This is a genomic window from Streptomyces sp. NPDC096310, assembly GCF_044763125.1.
Taxonomy (GTDB): domain Bacteria; phylum Actinomycetota; class Actinomycetes; order Streptomycetales; family Streptomycetaceae; genus Streptomyces.
Window position 1 is genome coordinate 65,665 of sequence record NZ_JBIWFO010000026.1, and the last position, 15,160, is coordinate 80,824.

The 15,160-nt window shown below is 70.6% G+C and carries 12 protein-coding genes and 1 pseudogene; 7 read left to right on the forward strand and 6 right to left on the reverse strand.

What is annotated here, in order from left to right; translation table 11 throughout:
* Positions 1–90: 90 nt before the first annotated feature.
* The gene (ileS, locus tag ACIQ7D_RS32170; RefSeq protein ID WP_403943723.1) at positions 91–3,261 is read right to left on the reverse strand and encodes an isoleucine--tRNA ligase; all 3,171 of its coding nucleotides are present in this window, start codon (positions 3,259–3,261) and stop codon (positions 91–93) included.
* 592 nt (positions 3,262–3,853) lie between these two features.
* Here ileS and ACIQ7D_RS32175 point away from each other — a divergent pair.
* The 5 genes from ACIQ7D_RS32175 (at position 3,854) to ACIQ7D_RS32195 (ending at position 8,616) form a co-directional block, all read left to right on the forward strand.
* Positions 3,854–4,669, forward strand: coding sequence for a TraR/DksA family transcriptional regulator (locus ACIQ7D_RS32175; RefSeq protein WP_403943725.1), 816 nt, complete (start codon positions 3,854–3,856; stop codon positions 4,667–4,669).
* 131 nt (positions 4,670–4,800) lie between these two features.
* Complete coding sequence (gene lspA, locus ACIQ7D_RS32180; RefSeq protein WP_403943728.1) at positions 4,801–5,373, forward strand: signal peptidase II; 573 nt, start codon at positions 4,801–4,803, stop codon at positions 5,371–5,373.
* A 60-nt stretch (positions 5,374–5,433) separates the two neighbouring features.
* Positions 5,434–6,375: an RluA family pseudouridine synthase gene (locus ACIQ7D_RS32185; protein WP_329826042.1), complete on the forward strand. Its 942-nt coding sequence runs from the start codon at positions 5,434–5,436 to the stop codon at positions 6,373–6,375.
* Positions 6,372–6,857, forward strand: coding sequence for a GNAT family N-acetyltransferase (locus ACIQ7D_RS32190; protein WP_403943730.1), 486 nt, complete (start codon positions 6,372–6,374; stop codon positions 6,855–6,857). Before ACIQ7D_RS32185 ends, ACIQ7D_RS32190 begins: the two co-directional genes overlap by 4 nt.
* A 172-nt stretch (positions 6,858–7,029) precedes the next feature.
* Positions 7,030–8,616: a Na+/H+ antiporter gene (locus ACIQ7D_RS32195; protein WP_403943733.1), complete on the forward strand. Its 1,587-nt coding sequence runs from the start codon at positions 7,030–7,032 to the stop codon at positions 8,614–8,616.
* A 98-nt stretch (positions 8,617–8,714) separates the two neighbouring features.
* Here ACIQ7D_RS32195 and ACIQ7D_RS32200 read toward each other — a convergent pair whose 3' ends face one another.
* Positions 8,715–9,863 (reverse strand): mechanosensitive ion channel family protein, encoded by a 1,149-nt coding sequence (locus ACIQ7D_RS32200; protein ID WP_403943735.1) that lies wholly within the window; start codon positions 9,861–9,863, stop codon positions 8,715–8,717.
* A gap of 58 nt (positions 9,864–9,921) precedes the next feature.
* Here ACIQ7D_RS32200 and ACIQ7D_RS32205 point away from each other — a divergent pair, with 58 nt between their 5' ends.
* On the forward strand, positions 9,922–10,491 hold the full coding sequence (locus ACIQ7D_RS32205) for a dienelactone hydrolase family protein (RefSeq protein ID WP_403943737.1): 570 nt from the start codon (positions 9,922–9,924) through the stop codon (positions 10,489–10,491).
* A 9-nt stretch (positions 10,492–10,500) separates the two neighbouring features.
* Here the strand turns inward: ACIQ7D_RS32205 and ACIQ7D_RS32210 are convergent, their stop codons facing one another.
* From ACIQ7D_RS32210 to ACIQ7D_RS32225, 4 genes and pseudogenes are all read right to left on the reverse strand, one after another.
* Positions 10,501–11,316 (reverse strand): DsbA family protein, encoded by an 816-nt coding sequence (locus ACIQ7D_RS32210; protein ID WP_403943739.1) that lies wholly within the window; start codon positions 11,314–11,316, stop codon positions 10,501–10,503.
* Between the two features lie 112 nt (positions 11,317–11,428).
* Positions 11,429–12,115, reverse strand: a complete 687-nt coding sequence (locus ACIQ7D_RS32215; protein WP_403943742.1) for a hypothetical protein — start codon at positions 12,113–12,115, stop codon at positions 11,429–11,431.
* Between the two features lie 78 nt (positions 12,116–12,193).
* Positions 12,194–13,201, reverse strand: a pseudogene (locus tag ACIQ7D_RS32220) (DUF2252 family protein); the annotation flags it as partial.
* Between the two features lie 282 nt (positions 13,202–13,483).
* Positions 13,484–13,681: a hypothetical protein gene (locus ACIQ7D_RS32225; protein WP_403943744.1), complete on the reverse strand. Its 198-nt coding sequence runs from the start codon at positions 13,679–13,681 to the stop codon at positions 13,484–13,486.
* Between the two features lie 74 nt (positions 13,682–13,755).
* Here ACIQ7D_RS32225 and ACIQ7D_RS32230 point away from each other — a divergent pair, with 74 nt between their 5' ends.
* Positions 13,756–14,952 (forward strand): helix-turn-helix transcriptional regulator, encoded by a 1,197-nt coding sequence (locus ACIQ7D_RS32230; protein ID WP_403943746.1) that lies wholly within the window; start codon positions 13,756–13,758, stop codon positions 14,950–14,952.
* Positions 14,953–15,160: the final 208 nt, after the last annotated feature.

Genomic DNA, 15,160 nt, shown 5'->3' on the forward strand with positions numbered 1-15,160 from the left:
CCCCTTCCCGAACCGGAGCTCCGCCCCGGGCCCCGGTCCTCAAGCGCCGGACGGGCTTGAGGGCCGGGGGCGGGACAGGCCGCGCGGGTGTTACGCCTTGCGGAGGTGGAACGTGAGGGTCAGGCCCTCGTCCTCGAAGGGAGGGCCGTACGTGTCGTCCGGCTCGCCCGCGGTGAAGTCCGTGGCCAGGACCTCGTCCGCGATCAGAGGCGTGTGTGCCGTCAGCGCTTTCGCCGTCGCCTCGTCCGGCGACGCCCAGCGCACCGCGATCCGGTCCGCCACGTCCAGGCCGCTGTTCTTGCGGGCCTCCTGGATCAGGCGGATCGCGTCACGGGCCAGGCCCGCCAGGCGGAGTTCCGGGGTGATCTCCAGGTCCAGGGCGACCGTCGCGCCGGAGTCGGAGGCGACCGACCAGCCCTCGCGAGGGGTCTCCGTGATGATCACCTCGTCCGGGGCGAGCGGGACGCTCTCGCCGTCCACGGTCACCGACGCCGTACCGTCGCGCAGCGCCTCGGAGAGCGCCGCCGCGTCGGCGTCGGCGACCGCCTTCGCCACGGCCTGGACACCCTTGCCGAAGCGCCTGCCCAGCGCGCGGAAGTTCGCCTTCGCCGTCGTGTCGACCAGCGAGCCGCCCACCTCGGAGAGGGTCGCCAGCGTGGAGACGTTCAGCTCCTCCGTGATCTGGGCGCGCAGCTCCGGCGACAGCGCTTCGAAGCCCGTCGCGGCGATCAGCGCCCGCGACAGCGGCTGGCGGGTCTTCACCCCCGACTCGGCACGGGTCGCGCGGCCCAGCTCCACCAGCCGCCGTACCAGCGCCATCTGACGGGAGAGCGCCGGGTCGATCACCGACAGGTCCGCCTGCGGCCAGGACGTCAGGTGCACCGACTCGGGCGCGTCCTGGGTGACGGTGACGACCATGTCCTGCCAGACCCGCTCCGTGATGAACGGGGTCAGCGGGGCCATCAGCCGGGTCACCGTCTCGACCACGTTGTGCAGCGTGCGCAGCGCCGCCTTGTCGCCCTGCCAGAAGCGGCGGCGCGAGCGGCGCACGTACCAGTTGGACAGATCGTCGACGAAGGCCGAGAGCAGCTTGCCGGCCCGCTGCGTGTCGTACGACTCCATCGCCTGCGTGGTCTGGTCGACCAGCGCGTGCAGCTCGCTCAGCAGCCAGCGGTCGAGCAGCGGCCGGTCGGCCGGGGCCGGGTCGGCGGCGCTCGGCGCCCAGCCGGAGGTACGGGCGTACAGCGCCTGGAAGGCGACCGTGTTCCAGTACGTGAGGAGGGTCTTGCGCACGACCTCCTGGATCGTGCCGTGGCCCACCCGCCGCGCCGACCAGGGGGAGCCGCCGGCCGCCATGAACCAGCGGACCGCGTCGGCGCCGTGCTGCTCCATGAGCGGGATCGGCTGGAGGATGTTGCCCAGGTGCTTGGACATCTTCCTGCCGTCCTCGGCGAGGATGTGGCCGAGGCAGACGACGTTCTCGTAGCTCGACTTGTCGAAGACGAGGGTGCCGACGGCCATCAGCGTGTAGAACCAGCCGCGCGTCTGGTCGATCGCCTCCGAGATGAACTGCGCCGGGTAGCGCTTCTCGAAGAGGTCCTTGTTCCGGTACGGGTAGCCCCACTGCGCGAACGGCATGGAACCCGAGTCGTACCAGGCGTCGATGACCTCGGGGACGCGGACGGCGGTCAGCCGGCAGCCGTCCTGCGGGCAGGTGAAGGTCACCGCGTCGATGAACGGGCGGTGCGGGTCGAGGCCGCTCTGGTCGGTGCCGGTCAGCTCCGTCAGCTCGGCGCGGGAGCCGACGCAGGTGAGGTGGTCGTCCTCGCAGCGCCAGATCGGCAGCGGGGTGCCCCAGTAGCGGTTGCGGGAGAGCGCCCAGTCGACGTTGTTGTTCAGCCAGTCGCCGTACCGGCCGTGCTTGACCGAGTCAGGGAACCAGTTCGTCCGCTCGTTCTCCTCCAGCAGGCGGTCCTTGACGGCCGTCGTACGGATGTACCAGGACGGCTGCGCGTAGTAGAGGAGCGCGGTGTGGCAGCGCCAGCAGTGCGGGTAGCTGTGCTCGTACGGCACATGGCGGAAGAGCCGGCCGCGCTCCTTCAGGTCCGCGGTCAGCACCTCGTCGGCCTTCTTGAAGAAGACCCCGCCGACCAGCGGGAGATCCGCCTCGAACGTGCCGTCCGGGCGGACCGGGTTCACGACCGGGAGGCCGTAGGCGCGGCAGACCTTGAGGTCGTCCTCACCGAAGGCGGGGGACTGGTGGACCAGTCCCGTACCGTCCTCCGTCGTCACGTACTCGGCGTTGACGACGTAGTGCGCCTCCGCAGGGAACTCCACGAGGCCGAAGGGACGGTCGTACGTCCAGCGTTCCATCTCGTGGCCCGTGAAGGACGCGCCGGTGGTCTCCCACCCCTCGCCCAGCGCCTTGCCGACCAGCGGTTCGGCGACGACGAGCCGCTCCGCGCCGTCCGTCGCGACCACGTAGCGGACGTCGGGATGCGCGGCGACCGCGGTGTTCGACACCAGCGTCCACGGGGTCGTCGTCCAGACCAGCAGGGACGCCTCGCCGGCGAGCGGACCCGAGGTGAGCGGGAAGCGGACGAAGACCGAGGGGTCGACGACCGTCTCGTACCCCTGGGCCAGCTCGTGGTCGGACAGCCCGGTCTGGTCGCGCGGGCACCAGGGGGCGACCCGGTAGTCCTGGACGAGCAGGCCCTTGCCGAAGATCTCCTTGAGCGACCACCAGACGGAGTCCACGTACTCGGGGTCCATGGTCCGGTACGCGTTGTCGAGATCGGTCCAGTACCCCATGCGCGTCGTCAGCTCGGCGAACGCGTCGGTGTGCCGGGTGACGGACTCGCGGCACTTGGCGTTGAACTCGGCGATGCCGTACGCCTCGATGTCCTTCTTGCCGGTGAAGCCCAGTTCCTTCTCGACCGCCAGCTCCACGGGCAGGCCGTGGCAGTCCCAGCCGGCCTTGCGGGCGACGTGGTAGCCGCGCATGGTGCGGAAGCGCGGGAAGACGTCCTTGAAGACGCGGGCCTCGATGTGGTGCGCGCCGGGCATGCCGTTGGCGGTGGGCGGGCCCTCGTAGAAGACCCACTCCGGGCGGCCCTCCGACTGTTCGAGGGTCTTTTCGAATACCTTGTTCTCGCGCCACAGGTCGAGCACGGCGTGCTCCAGCGCGGGCAGGTCGACCTGGGCGGGCACCTGGCGGTACCGGGGGGCGGTCGCGGGCGTCGGCGAGGGTTCTGGTGTCATGGGGCGCTTCCTCCGGCGGGACTGCGGCATCTCCGTCGAAGGGACGAGAGCTGGGCTCCCGCGGTACCACCCTCCTTGGCCCCGGACGTCACCGCCCGTGGCCCCCTCATTGGGGTCGCGCTGCCGGTTCTACTCGCCCTGCGGTGACCTGGGCTTTCTTCCGGCGGCTCCGGGGTGATGCTTCACATCGCGCTCTGCCCCCGGGCTCTCACCGTCCCCGGGTCGCTCATGGCCGCGTACGACGCTACTGGTCCCCATCCACGCCTCTCGCTGGGCCCAGTGTACGGGGCGGCGCCCGGCCCGGCCGACCGGTTTCCGCGGCGGGGGCGGTGGGGCGCGCGGGAGGTGGGGAGGGGAGCGCCGTACGGCCGAGCGTATGACCCGAACGGTTATACCGGCGCGCGTGTACGGCGTGGCGCACCCGGCGGCGGATTACCCGGCGGGGAGCTGGGCACAACGGATGGAGGCCGGTCTTCTCGCGCCATGGGAGGGGCCGGAGAGGCGGCGTGCCCCGTTGCCGCGGGGCTGGTGTCGATTTATCGTCCCAGCACGATTCGCGAGCAAGATCGCGCTATGTGAAGGGGCCGCGGCCATGGTGGCGAAGAAGACCGCCGCGAAGAAGACGGCGGCGAAGAAGGCGGCCGCCAGTTCGAGCGCCAAGGAGACGCCGGCCAAGAAGACGGCGGCGAAGAAGACCACCGCCAAGAAGGCCGCGGCCAAGAAGGCGGCGGCGAAGAAGGCGGAGGCGAAGAGCACACCGGACACGAAGGCGCCGGCGAAGAAGGCTCCGGGCAGGAAGGCGGCCGCCAGGAAGACGGCCGCGAAGAAGGCACCTGCGAGGAAGACGCCGGCGAGCAAGGCACCTGCGAAGCAGGCCGCGTCCGCGGCCGAGGGGGCGGCCCAGGCCGCGGAACAGACGGGAGCCAACACGGTGGGAGCTAAGAAGACTGCGGGCGGCACGGGCGCGGCCGGCGCCGCGGTGTCCACGGCGCAGGTCGCCGCGGCACCGCCCGGGGAACTCGCGGTACGGCCCGGCGAGGACCCCTGGACGCCGGAGGAGGTCGCCGAGGCGCGTACGGGTCTGGAGAGCGAGATCGCCCGGCTGAGCGCCGAGATCACCTCGTCGGAGGCGGCACTGGCCGGGCTGATGCGGGACTCCGGGGACGGCGCCGGTGACGACGACGCGGACACCGGCACGAAGAACATCACGCGGGAACACGAGATGTCCCTCGCCGCCAACGCCCGCGAGATGCTGGAGCAGACCGAGCGGGCCCTGCTGCGGCTCGACTCGGGCACGTACGGACTCTGCGAGGTCTGCGGCAAGCCGATCGGCAAGGCCAGGATGCAGGCGTTCCCCCGGGCCACCCTCTGCGTGGAGGACAAGCAGAAGCAGGAACGGCGGGGCTGACACGTCCCGCGAGGTCGGGGCGGCCGGGTGCCTGGTGTGACGGCAGGTCGAGGTTAGGGGACGGGGGTACCGGGGTGACGTACCCTCGTCCTCAGTCAGGCACCCAGTACTCCAGCAGTTGAGGGACTCACGTGGCAGAGGCGGAGCACATCATCGGTACGCCGTCCGGTGACCGTGGCAGTGACGAGGACGCCGCGGTCCCGGCCGAGCAGCCGAAGGGCAAGCGCAAGATCGTCGCGCTCTTCGTCGTCGCCGTACTGGCGTACCTGCTCGACCTCGGAAGCAAGATGCTGGTGGTCGCCGAGCTGGAGCACCACGAGCCGATCGAGGTCATCGGCGATCTGCTGAAGTTCGAGGTGATCAGGAACGCGGGCGCCGCCTTCGGCATCGGCGAGGCGTTCACCGTCATCTTCACGATTATCGCGGCGACGGTGATCGTGGTGATCGCCCGGCTCGCGCGCAAGCTCTACAGCCTGCCCTGGGCCATCGCGCTGGGGCTGCTGCTCGGCGGCGCGCTCGGTAACCTCACCGACCGGATCTTCCGTTCCCCCGGGGTCTTCCAGGGCGCCGTGGTCGACTTCATCGCACCCGCGCACTTCGCGGTCTTCAACCTCGCGGACTCCGCGATCGTCTGCGGCGGCATCCTGATCGTGCTGCTCTCCTTCCGCGGGCTCGACCCCGACGGGACCGTCCACAAGGACTGAGCACCCGGGAGCGGAGGGCGTGCGGTCGGGGCTGTCGTAGCCACAAGGCATACTCGACAGGTGAGCTTTCCCGAGATCAGAACCCTGCCCGTGCCCGACGGCCTGGAGGGCGAGCGCGTCGACGCCGCCATAGCCCGTATGTTCGGCTTCTCCCGTACGAAGGCGGCCGAGCTGGCCGCCTCCGGGAAGGTCCAGGTCGACGGCGCCGTGGTCGGGAAGTCCGAGCGCGTGAACGGCGGGGCCTGGCTGGAGGTCGAGATGCCCGCGGCGCCCGCGCCCGTACAGATCGTCGCCGAGCCCGTTGAGGGCATGGAGATCGTGCACGACGACGACGACATCGTCGTGATCGTCAAGCCCGTCGGCGTCGCCGCGCACCCCAGCCCCGGCTGGTCCGGCACCACCGTCATCGGCGGTCTGGCCGCCGCCGGCTACCGCATCTCGACCTCCGGCGCGGCCGAACGCCAGGGCATCGTGCACCGGCTGGACGTCGGCACCTCCGGGCTGATGGTCGTCGCCAAGTCGGAGCGCGCGTACACGCTGCTCAAGGCGCAGTTCAAGGAGCGCGTCGTCGACAAGCGCTACCACGCGCTGGTGCAGGGGCACCCGGACCCGATGAGCGGCACGATCGACGCGCCCATCGGCCGCCACCCGAACCACGACTACAAGTGGGCCGTCACCGCCGAGGGCAAGCCGTCGGTCACGCACTACGACCTGATCGAGGCGTTCCGGTCCGCCTCGCTGCTCGACATCAAGCTGGAGACGGGCCGTACGCACCAGATCCGGGTGCACATGTCCGCCCACCGCCACCCCTGCGTGGGCGATCTGACCTACGGCGCCGACCCGACGCTCGCCAAGCGGCTCGGGCTGACCCGGCAGTGGCTGCACGCCGTACGCCTCGGCTTCGAGCACCCGTCGGACGGGCGCTGGGTGGAGTACGCGAGCACCTACCCCGACGACCTCCAGGGCGCGCTGGACAAGGTCAGGGCGGAGAGCAACGCGTGACCGCGCCCGGCTACACGCTGCGGGTCGCGCGGGACCCGGCGGACGTCGAGGCGTGCTTCGCGGTCCGCAAGGAGGTCTTCGTCGTCGAGCAGCGCGTGCCCGAGGAACTGGAGTACGACGGCCGGGACGGCGACGCGGTGCAGGTGCTGGCCGTACGCGACGACGGGACGCCGCTGGGCACCGGACGGCTGCTGTACGGGCCCGGCGCGGCCGACCGTACCGGCGGCGACCCGGACACCGGCTCCCTCGGACGGCTCGCGGTCTCCCCGGCGGCCCGGGGTCTCGGTATCGGCGCCGCGCTCGTACGGGCCATCGAGGACGCGGCGCGCGATCGGGGCCTGCGGGTGGTGGACCTGCACGCGCAGACACATGCGCTCGGCTTCTACGAGCGGCTCGGATACGAGGCGTACGGACCCGAGTTCCCGGACGCGGGCATTGCGCACCGGTCCATGCGCCGGGTGCTCCCGGGCAAGGGGCTCTAGCCGCTCCGGCCGGTCGCGGGACGAGGACGTACGGGGCGGGACGAGGGCGGGGTTCCGGTTGCTCCGGCCCCCTGGCCTGCGGCGTGGGAGGGCCGTGACAGGCTTGAGGCCTTGATCGCCCATTGATCACCCTTGTCTGCCGTCAAGGCTTTCGACCACCGGAGGGCCCACCGTGGACCAGTTGGCACTGCTGATCGTCCTGCTCCTCGGGGCGGTGCTCACCGTTCCGCTCGGGGACAAACTGGGGCTGCCCTCACCGGTGCTGATGACGATCGTCGGCGTCGTCCTGGCGCTGCTGTCGTTCGTACCGAATGTGCAGGTGCCACCGGACTTCATCCTTCCGCTCCTGCTGCCACCGCTGCTGTACGCGGCCGTGCAACGCACCTCCTGGCGGCAGTTCACGGCGAACCTCCGGCCCATCTTCCTGCTCGCGGTCGCCCTGGTCTTCGTGACCACGGCGGCCGTGGCGGCGGTCGCCCACTCGATCGTGCCCGGCCTGCCCCTCGCCGCCGCGGTCGTGCTCGGCGCGCTCGTCGCCCCGCCCGACCCGGTGGCCGCGACCGCCGTCGCCGGATCGCTCGGGCTGCCCCGGCGGCTGGTCTCCATCCTGGAGGGCGAAGGTCTCTTCAACGACGTCACCGCGATCGTGCTCTACCACGTGGCGATCGCGGCGGCCATCAGCGGCACCTTCTCCTGGCCGAGCGCCGTCGGCTCCCTGGTCCTCTCCGCGGTGGTGGCCGTGGCGGTGGGGCTCGGGCTCGGCTGGCTCACCAACAAGCTGATGTCGCTGCTCGGCGACGCGACCCTCCAGATCGGCCTGTCGCTGCTGGTGCCGTTCGTCAGCTACGTACTGGCGGAGGAACTGCACGGCTCCGGGGTGCTCGCCGTCCTCACCACCGCGCTCTTCCTCGCCACGCACACGGCGGACGCCGACGACGTCATGGGACGGCTGGCGGGCAACTCCTTCTGGCAGGTCGTCGACACGCTCGTCACCGGGGTGGCCTTCGGACTCATCGGGCTTGAGCTGCACAACGCGTTCGGGGCGGCCGAGAGCCGGACGTTGGAGATGCTCCGCTGGGGCGCGGTGGTCGTCGGGGTCGTCGTGTTCGTCAGGCTGCTGTGGCTGCTGCCCGCGACCTGGCTGGCCAAGCGGATGCACAAGCTCCGTGACTACGACGAGGAGATCCCGACGAGCTGGCGCGAGACCGTCGTCATGTGGTGGGCCGGGATGCGCGGGGTGGCCTCGGTCGCGCTGGCGCTGGCGATCCCGCTGGAGACGGAGAGCGGTGAGCCGTTCCCGGGCCGCGAGGAGATCATCTTCATCGCGTTCGCGGTCATCATGGCGACCCTGGTGGTCCAGGGGCTGACGCTGCCCTGGCTGGTGAAGAAGCTCGGGGTACGGGCGGACACCAAGGCGGAGCACGAACTGGAGCACATGCTCGCGCTCCGGGCCGCGAAGGCGGCGAAGGGCCGGCTCAAGGAGATCGAGACGGTGGAGGAGGTCCCGGAGGAGATCAGCGAGCGGCTGGCGCGCGTGGCCATCGACATCGGGCTGCGGATCAGCCCCGACCTGGCGGACGACGAGCGCCGCGAGTGGGCCGCGCAGCGGGTCGCCCGCGGCCGGGCCGTACAGCGCATCCAGCGCGAGATGATGTCGGCGGCCCGCCACGAGGTCCTGTCGGCCAGGAACGAGCCGGGCGCGAACCCGGAGATCGTGGACCGGGTCCTGCGCCAGCTTGACGTGCGCAGCATGCACTGACGCGCTGACGTGGGTGGCGCGATGACGCGCTGACGCCGGTGGCGCGGGCGCCGGCGTACGCGGGCAGACGCGCCCCGGCGTACGGCCCGGGAGCGTCGTCAGCCGCGCCCGGTGTCGGCGTCCCCGCCCGTCCTGACCTGCCGGTCGTCCCCGGCGGAGCCGTCGTCGTCCTCGGTGTTCTCCCTGGGCGCGGCGACCCGGCCGCGCGCGGGCGGCGCGGCGACCTCGCCCACGATCCTCGGCAGCGCGTACGGATGGTGCGCGGCCAGCCAGGCCACCATCTCCTCCCGTACCGCGCAGCGCACCTTCCAGATGTCGTCCGCGTCCTTGGCCGTGACCACCGCGCGCACCTCGATCGTGGTCGGCGTGGTGTCCGTGACCGCCAGGCTCCAGTCCCGGCCGTCCCAGGACGGGCACCCCGCCAGGATCTCCTGGAGCTTCTCGCGCATCAGCGGCACCGGCGCGGTGTGGTCGAGCTGGAGGAAGACCGTGCCGGTCATCTGGACCCCGCCGCGCGACCAGTTCTCGAAGGGCTGGGAGGTGAAGTACGAGACGGGCATGGTGATGCGCCGCTCGTCCCAGGTCCGTACGGCGAGGAAGGTGAGCGTGACCTCCTCGACCACGCCCCACTCGCCGTCGACCACCACCGTGTCCCCGATGCGCACCATGTCGCCGAAGGCGATCTGGAACCCGGCGAAGAGATTGCTCAGCGTGGACTGCGCGGCGACACCGGCGACGATGCCGATGATGCCCGCGGAGGCCAGCATCGACGTACCGATGCTGCGCAGATCGGGGAAGGTCAGCAGCATCGCCGCGACCGCGACCACCACGACGACGGCGATCACGATGCGCATCATCAGCGTCACCTGGGTCCGTACGCGGCGCACCCGGGCCGGGTCGCGTGTCGAGGTCGCGTAGCGGGCGTACGACGACTCGACGACCACGGAGACGACCCGTACGACCAGCCAGGCACCCGAGCCGATCACCACCAGGGAGAGCACCCGGCCGATCTCGGCCTGGTAGTGCGAGATGAGGGACCAGCCGGTCTCGCGGTACGTACCGCGCAGCAGTGACGCCATCACCAGCACCTGGAGCGGCACGCCGCAGCGGCGCAGGAGCCCCCACAGCGGGGTCTCGGGGTGACGCTGGTCCGCGCGGCGGAGCACCAGGTCCACCACCCAGCCGAGCGCCAGGGTGAGCAGGACCGTGCCGCCGAGCACGATCAGTGGGCGCAGTGCGTTCTCCATGACTCCCTTTTGTCCCTCTCGTGCGGGGCGGGCGTGGGCGGACTGGCAGGATGTCCGGATGGACATCATGCTCTTCCACTCCGTCTACGGTCTCCGCCCGGCGGTGCACGCCGCCGCCGACCGGCTGCGCGCCGCGGGGCACGAGGTGCGCGTGCCCGACCTCTTCGAGGGGGAAACGGTCTCGACCGCGGAGGAGGGGATGAAGCTGAAGGACCGGATCGGCAAGGAGGAACTGCTGCGCCGGGCGGTGCTGGCCGCGGCACCCTACTCCGAGCGCGGTCTGGTGTACGTGGGGCTCTCGCTCGGCGGTTCCATCGCGCAGAACCTGGCGCTGGGCGACGCGAAGGCGCGTGGGCTGCTCCTGCTGCACGGTACGTCCGACATCGCGGAGAACGCGTCCGTGGACGAGCTGCCCGTACAGCTCCATGTGGCGGACCCCGACCCGTTCGAGCCGCACGACTGGCAGACCGCCTGGTACCTGCGGATGCGGCAGGCGGGGGCCGACGTGGAGGTCTACCGCTATCCCGGGGCCGGCCACCTGTTCACCGACCCGGAACTGCCCGACTACGACGAGCGGGCCGCCGAGGAGACCTGGCGGACCGCGCTCGCCTTCATCGGCTCGCTGTGAGCCCCCGGCTCAGCCCTTGAGCGCCTTGGTGATCGCGGCGTTGAAGTCCGCCACGGTCATGGGCGGGTTGTCGCTGCCCTCGGCCGTGAGCTTCTTGCCGTCCATCTTCAGGGTGGGCGTGCCCTGCACACCGCTCTTGTCGAAGGCGGCGGACATCTTCATCGCCCAGGCGTCGTACGTACCGTTCTCGACGTCCTTCTTGAAGGTCGCGTCGCCCTTGAGCGCGCTCACGGAGTCGGCCACTTCGAGGAGGTAGCTGTCCTTGGCGAACTTGTCCTGCGACTCCTCGGGGTGGTACTTCGCCGAGTAGAGCGCGGTCTTGTACTCCAGGAACGCCTCGGGGCTCACATTGAGCGCCGCGCCCAGCGCCGACAGGGCGTTCTTGGAGCCCTCGCCGTTGTCGGAGTTGTCGATGAAGGTCGCGCCGACATACTTGATCTTGAACTTGCCGGCGTTGACGTCGTTGTGGACGGTCTCACCGACGGCCTGCTCGAAGGTGGCGCAGACGGGGCAGCGGGAGTCCTCGTACAGTTCGAGCGTCTTCTTGGCGTCCTTCTTGCCGATGACGACCGTGGTGCCGTTCGTGCCCTCGGTGTTCTTGGGGGCGACGACGGTCTTCTCGTCCTTCATCGTCTCCCAGTGGGAGGGCTTGTTGGACTGGACGACGGCGTAGCCGACGCCGCCGGCTATCGCGAGGACGGCGACGGCCGAGCCGATGACGACGAGCTGGCGGCGTACCCTGTCCTTCTTCGCCTGCCGCTCGCGCTCGGCGCGCAGCCGCTCGCGGGCGGCTGCCTTGTTGGCCTGGTTGTTGCGTGCGCTCATGATGGTTCGCTCCGTGGGGATGACGTGATGCCGCTGAGGGCGGGGAGGGATGCCGGGCCGGGACGCGGCGCGGGCCGGTGCTCCGGGCTCGGGCCCGTGCTCGGGAAGAGCCTCAGGCGACGAGGCCGAGCGCCGGTCCCGGCGGGCCCCGCCGTCCCACGGAGTGGACGAGGAGCCGGTGGCGGGAGGGGCGCGGGCGGTCCGCGGGGCGCGGGGCGCGCCGTACCGCGCGGGCGGCCGTGGAGACCACGGCGACCGCGATCAGCAGCGGCCGGAACGCACTCACGGCCGCGGCCCGGATCAGCCGGGACAGCGCCTTCTCGCCGTGCCGCAGCCAGGCCGCGGCGAGCAGCCCGACCGCCACATGGACGGCCAGCAGCAGCCAGGGCAGGGCCGGGTCGGGGGAGTCCAGCAGCGCGGCGGCTGTGGACCGCGGCGAGGCCACCCCGGGCAGCGGCGCGCCGAGGCCGCCGCCGCACAGCACGTCGAAGCCGACGGAGCGCAGCGACCCGGCCACCGGGCCGCCCGAGGGGCCGTAACAGACGCGCTGGCCGCTGGTGAAGACCGTGTCGGCGGCCAGTTCGAGCGGGACGAGCAGGGCGGCGATCCGCCAGAAGCCGCGCTCGCGGCCCGCCGCCGCGTAGGTGAGCGCGAACACGGCGGCGCCGAGCCCGGCGACCAGGGAGAGCGGCAGCGGGGTGCGGGACAGCAGCACGTGCGAGCCCGCGGACAGCGTCACGACCAGTGCCGTGAAGAGTGCTGCCCGCGCCGCTCTGAGCCGCGTCCCGGATATGTCCATCGTCGCCGAGTGTGCCATGGGTCCCTGTAAACGATCCCTAAAGCATCACGGAATCCGCCGCCGGGCGGCCCGTGCGACCTACGCCAGCCGGCCGTTGCGGAACAGGTCCACGAAGATCTGGTGGTCGGCCCTGGCCCGTGCCCCGTACATGTGTGCGAAGTCCACCAGCAGGGCGGCGAAGCCGTCCTCGTCGGCCGCGATCGCCGCGTCGATGGCACGTTCCGTGGAGAACGGCACCAGGGAGTGCCCGCTCTCGTCGTCCGCCGCCGCGTGCATCGTCGCCGTCGCCCGGCCGAGGTCGGCGACGACCGCCGCTATCTCCTCCGGGTCGTCCAGATCCGACCAGTCCAGGTCCACCGCGTACGGCGAGACCTCCGCGACGAGCTGACCCGCCCCGTCCAGCTCCGTCCAGCCCAGCCACGGGTCCGCGTGCGCCTGGAGCGCCCGCTGCGAGATCACCGTGCGGTGGCCCTCGTGCTGGAAGTAGTCGCGGACGGCCCCGTCGGTGATGTGCCGGGAGACCGCCGGTGTCTGCGCCTGCTTGAGGTAGATCACGACATCGTTCTCCAGGGCGTCGCTGTTGCCCTCCAGCAGGATGTTGTACGAGGGCAGCCCGGCCGAGCCGATGCCGATGCCCCGACGGCCCACGACGTCCTTGACGCGGTACGAGTCGGGGCGGGTCAGGCTGGACTCCGGAAGCGTCTCCAGATAGCCGTCGAACGCGGCGAGGATCTTGTACCGGGTGGCCGCGTCCAGCTCGATGGAGCCGCCGCCCGCCGCGAAGCGCCGCTCGTACTCCCGGATCTCCGTCATCGAGTCCAGCAGCGAGAAGCGCGTCAGCGAGCGGGCCGAGCGCAGCGCGGTCAGCAGCGGGCCCTGGGCCGTGTCCAGGGTGAAGGGCGGCACCTCGTCGTTCTTCGCGCCGGTCGCCAGCGCGTGGATCCGCTCGCGGTAGGCGCCCGCGTAGATCTCCACCAGCTCGGTGATCTGCGGGTCGCTGAGCGCCTTCGTGTAGCCGATCAGCGCGAGCGAGGCGGCGAACCGCTTCAGGTCCCAGGTGAACGGGCCGATGTACGCCTCGTCGTACTTTTCGTAGAGACGTTGGTCTTCGCTCGGGAGGATGCCCCCGCTCCGCTGCCTTACTCGCGGCCACCAAGCGGGGGCACACGGGGCGCTACACGCGCTTCACAGACTCCGGGGGGACCAACCACTCACGACCCCCGCCGTCAGGCCACAAGAAGGCTGTGGGGCGCTTGCGGCGCTCCCCGGGCGACTCGGCAGGGTCCTCATAGTCCCGGATCACGGCTCGTAGGACGCCGACCCGTCCCGTCGCGTCCTCCACCCGGTAGCCAACGTCTTCCACTGTGATCACTGGTGACCCTCCGGATGGCGTCGCAAGTAGACGTTGCAGTCGGACACCGTGGTCATGTCACCACCCGTACGCGCACGGTCCCGCACGTTGGCGAGTTCGACACAGCCAGGACACCCCTCAACCGGGGTCGGCTCCAACTCCATACGCAACGGCAACTCAACCGGAGCGGTCTGATACCTCGTGGGTTCGGTCATTCCGTCAGCTTCCGACCGAAGTCGATCTACGACTAGCGGCCCTGTGTCGGCCAACTGTCGGCCAGACTTGACCCATGACAGGCAGCATCGGGGCCAACATCCGGCGCCTACGCGAACAGCGCGGGTGGAGTCAGGCACGACTGGCGCGGGAAACATGCCGCGCCGCCGACGTCCAGGGCGACCCAATCGGGCGGCAGGAAGTCAGCCGGTACGAGACAGGTAAGCGCACCCCCCGCGAGTGGCTGCCGTTCATTGCAGCCGCTCTCGGCGTACCGGTGGATGCGCTCAGAGCGTCACCAGAGCCCACGGAGCCGCCTCGACCGGCACTGGCCGACTACTTGCCCGATGGTGATCCGCTCGCCCCGATCAGCGCCCGTACGGGGCGACGTGTCGGCATGGACGCTGTGAATGACCTACAGCAACGCGTACATGGGCTGAGACTTGCCGACGACGTGATTGCGGGAGGCGACTTGCTACGCCCCGCACTGCGCGAACTCCGTTCCGCCATAAGGCTGTTCAGGGAAGGAAGCCACTCGGAAGCCGTTGGCCTGTCGCTCCTCCAAGCCATCGGGGAGTTGGCGCAGATCGCGGGATGGATCGCCAGCGACGCGGGACAGCGCGAGGAAGCCGAACGTATCTACCGACTGGGACTGTCGGCGGCGCACTCTGCGGGAGACACGACCCTGGCGGGCAATCTTCTGGGCTCACTGGCCTACCAACGGACGAACACCGGGGACGTGCGCGCGGGTCTCGCCATGGCTCAAGCCGCAATGGAGAGCGCCACGGGAGCACCACCACGGGCGCGCGCCCTGTACCTCGACCGGGTGGCATGGGCCCACACTCAGGCCGGGGAAACTCAATCCGCGATGCGTGCACTCAGCGAGGCGAGCGATGCCCTGACAGAGCACGGCGAAGAGGAAGAACCCGCGTACCTCTATTGGGTGGACGCCGGAGAACTCCAAGTCATGGAATCGCGCGTCTACACAGAACTGCGCCGTCCACTCCGTGCCGTTCCTCTCCTTCGTGACGTGCTCAGCCGATACGACGCGACACACACACGGGAACTCGCGCTCTACCTGTCATGGCTTGCCGTCGCCCTGGCGGACGCCAACGAACCGGAGGAAGCGGCGGCAACGGCGGAGCGCGTCATCACGTTGTCCGCCGACGTGGCCAGCGGGCGCACGGCGGAGCGAGTAAGGGTTGTACTTGCGCGACTGGACGAGTTCCGCAATGTGCCCGAGGTACGCGCCCTACTGGAGCACGTCGCCTGAGACGGCACCGACCCTGAAACCCGTACACGGGCAGTGCTGCCATCACGTAGCGGTCCCGGTGGGTACGTTAAGGGGCAACTCCCCACCCCTTAACTGCGCCTTTCTCGTCCGCATCAGAGCACGTTTCCGCAGTTCAGCGCCGCATGGGGGCGGGAAACGGCATCACACCCAGGGCGCGCGTGTCGTGCTTGAGCCGGGATCGCCAGGC

Bases quoted from the DNA above. Each gene is read 5' to 3' on its own strand.
- ileS (WP_403943723.1), bottom strand. From the start codon at position 3,261: ATGACACCAGAACCCTCGCCGACGCCCGCGACCGCCCCCCGGTACCGC.
- ACIQ7D_RS32175 (WP_403943725.1), top strand. From the start codon at position 3,854: ATGGTGGCGAAGAAGACCGCCGCGAAGAAGACGGCGGCGAAGAAGGCG.
- ACIQ7D_RS32200 (WP_403943735.1), bottom strand. From the start codon at position 9,863: ATGGAGAACGCACTGCGCCCACTGATCGTGCTCGGCGGCACGGTCCTG.
- ACIQ7D_RS32205 (WP_403943737.1), top strand. From the start codon at position 9,922: ATGGACATCATGCTCTTCCACTCCGTCTACGGTCTCCGCCCGGCGGTG.
- ACIQ7D_RS32210 (WP_403943739.1), bottom strand. From the start codon at position 11,316: ATGAGCGCACGCAACAACCAGGCCAACAAGGCAGCCGCCCGCGAGCGG.
- ACIQ7D_RS32215 (WP_403943742.1), bottom strand. From the start codon at position 12,115: ATGGACATATCCGGGACGCGGCTCAGAGCGGCGCGGGCAGCACTCTTC.
- ACIQ7D_RS32225 (WP_403943744.1), bottom strand. From the start codon at position 13,681: ATGACCGAACCCACGAGGTATCAGACCGCTCCGGTTGAGTTGCCGTTG.
- ACIQ7D_RS32230 (WP_403943746.1), top strand. From the start codon at position 13,756: ATGACAGGCAGCATCGGGGCCAACATCCGGCGCCTACGCGAACAGCGC.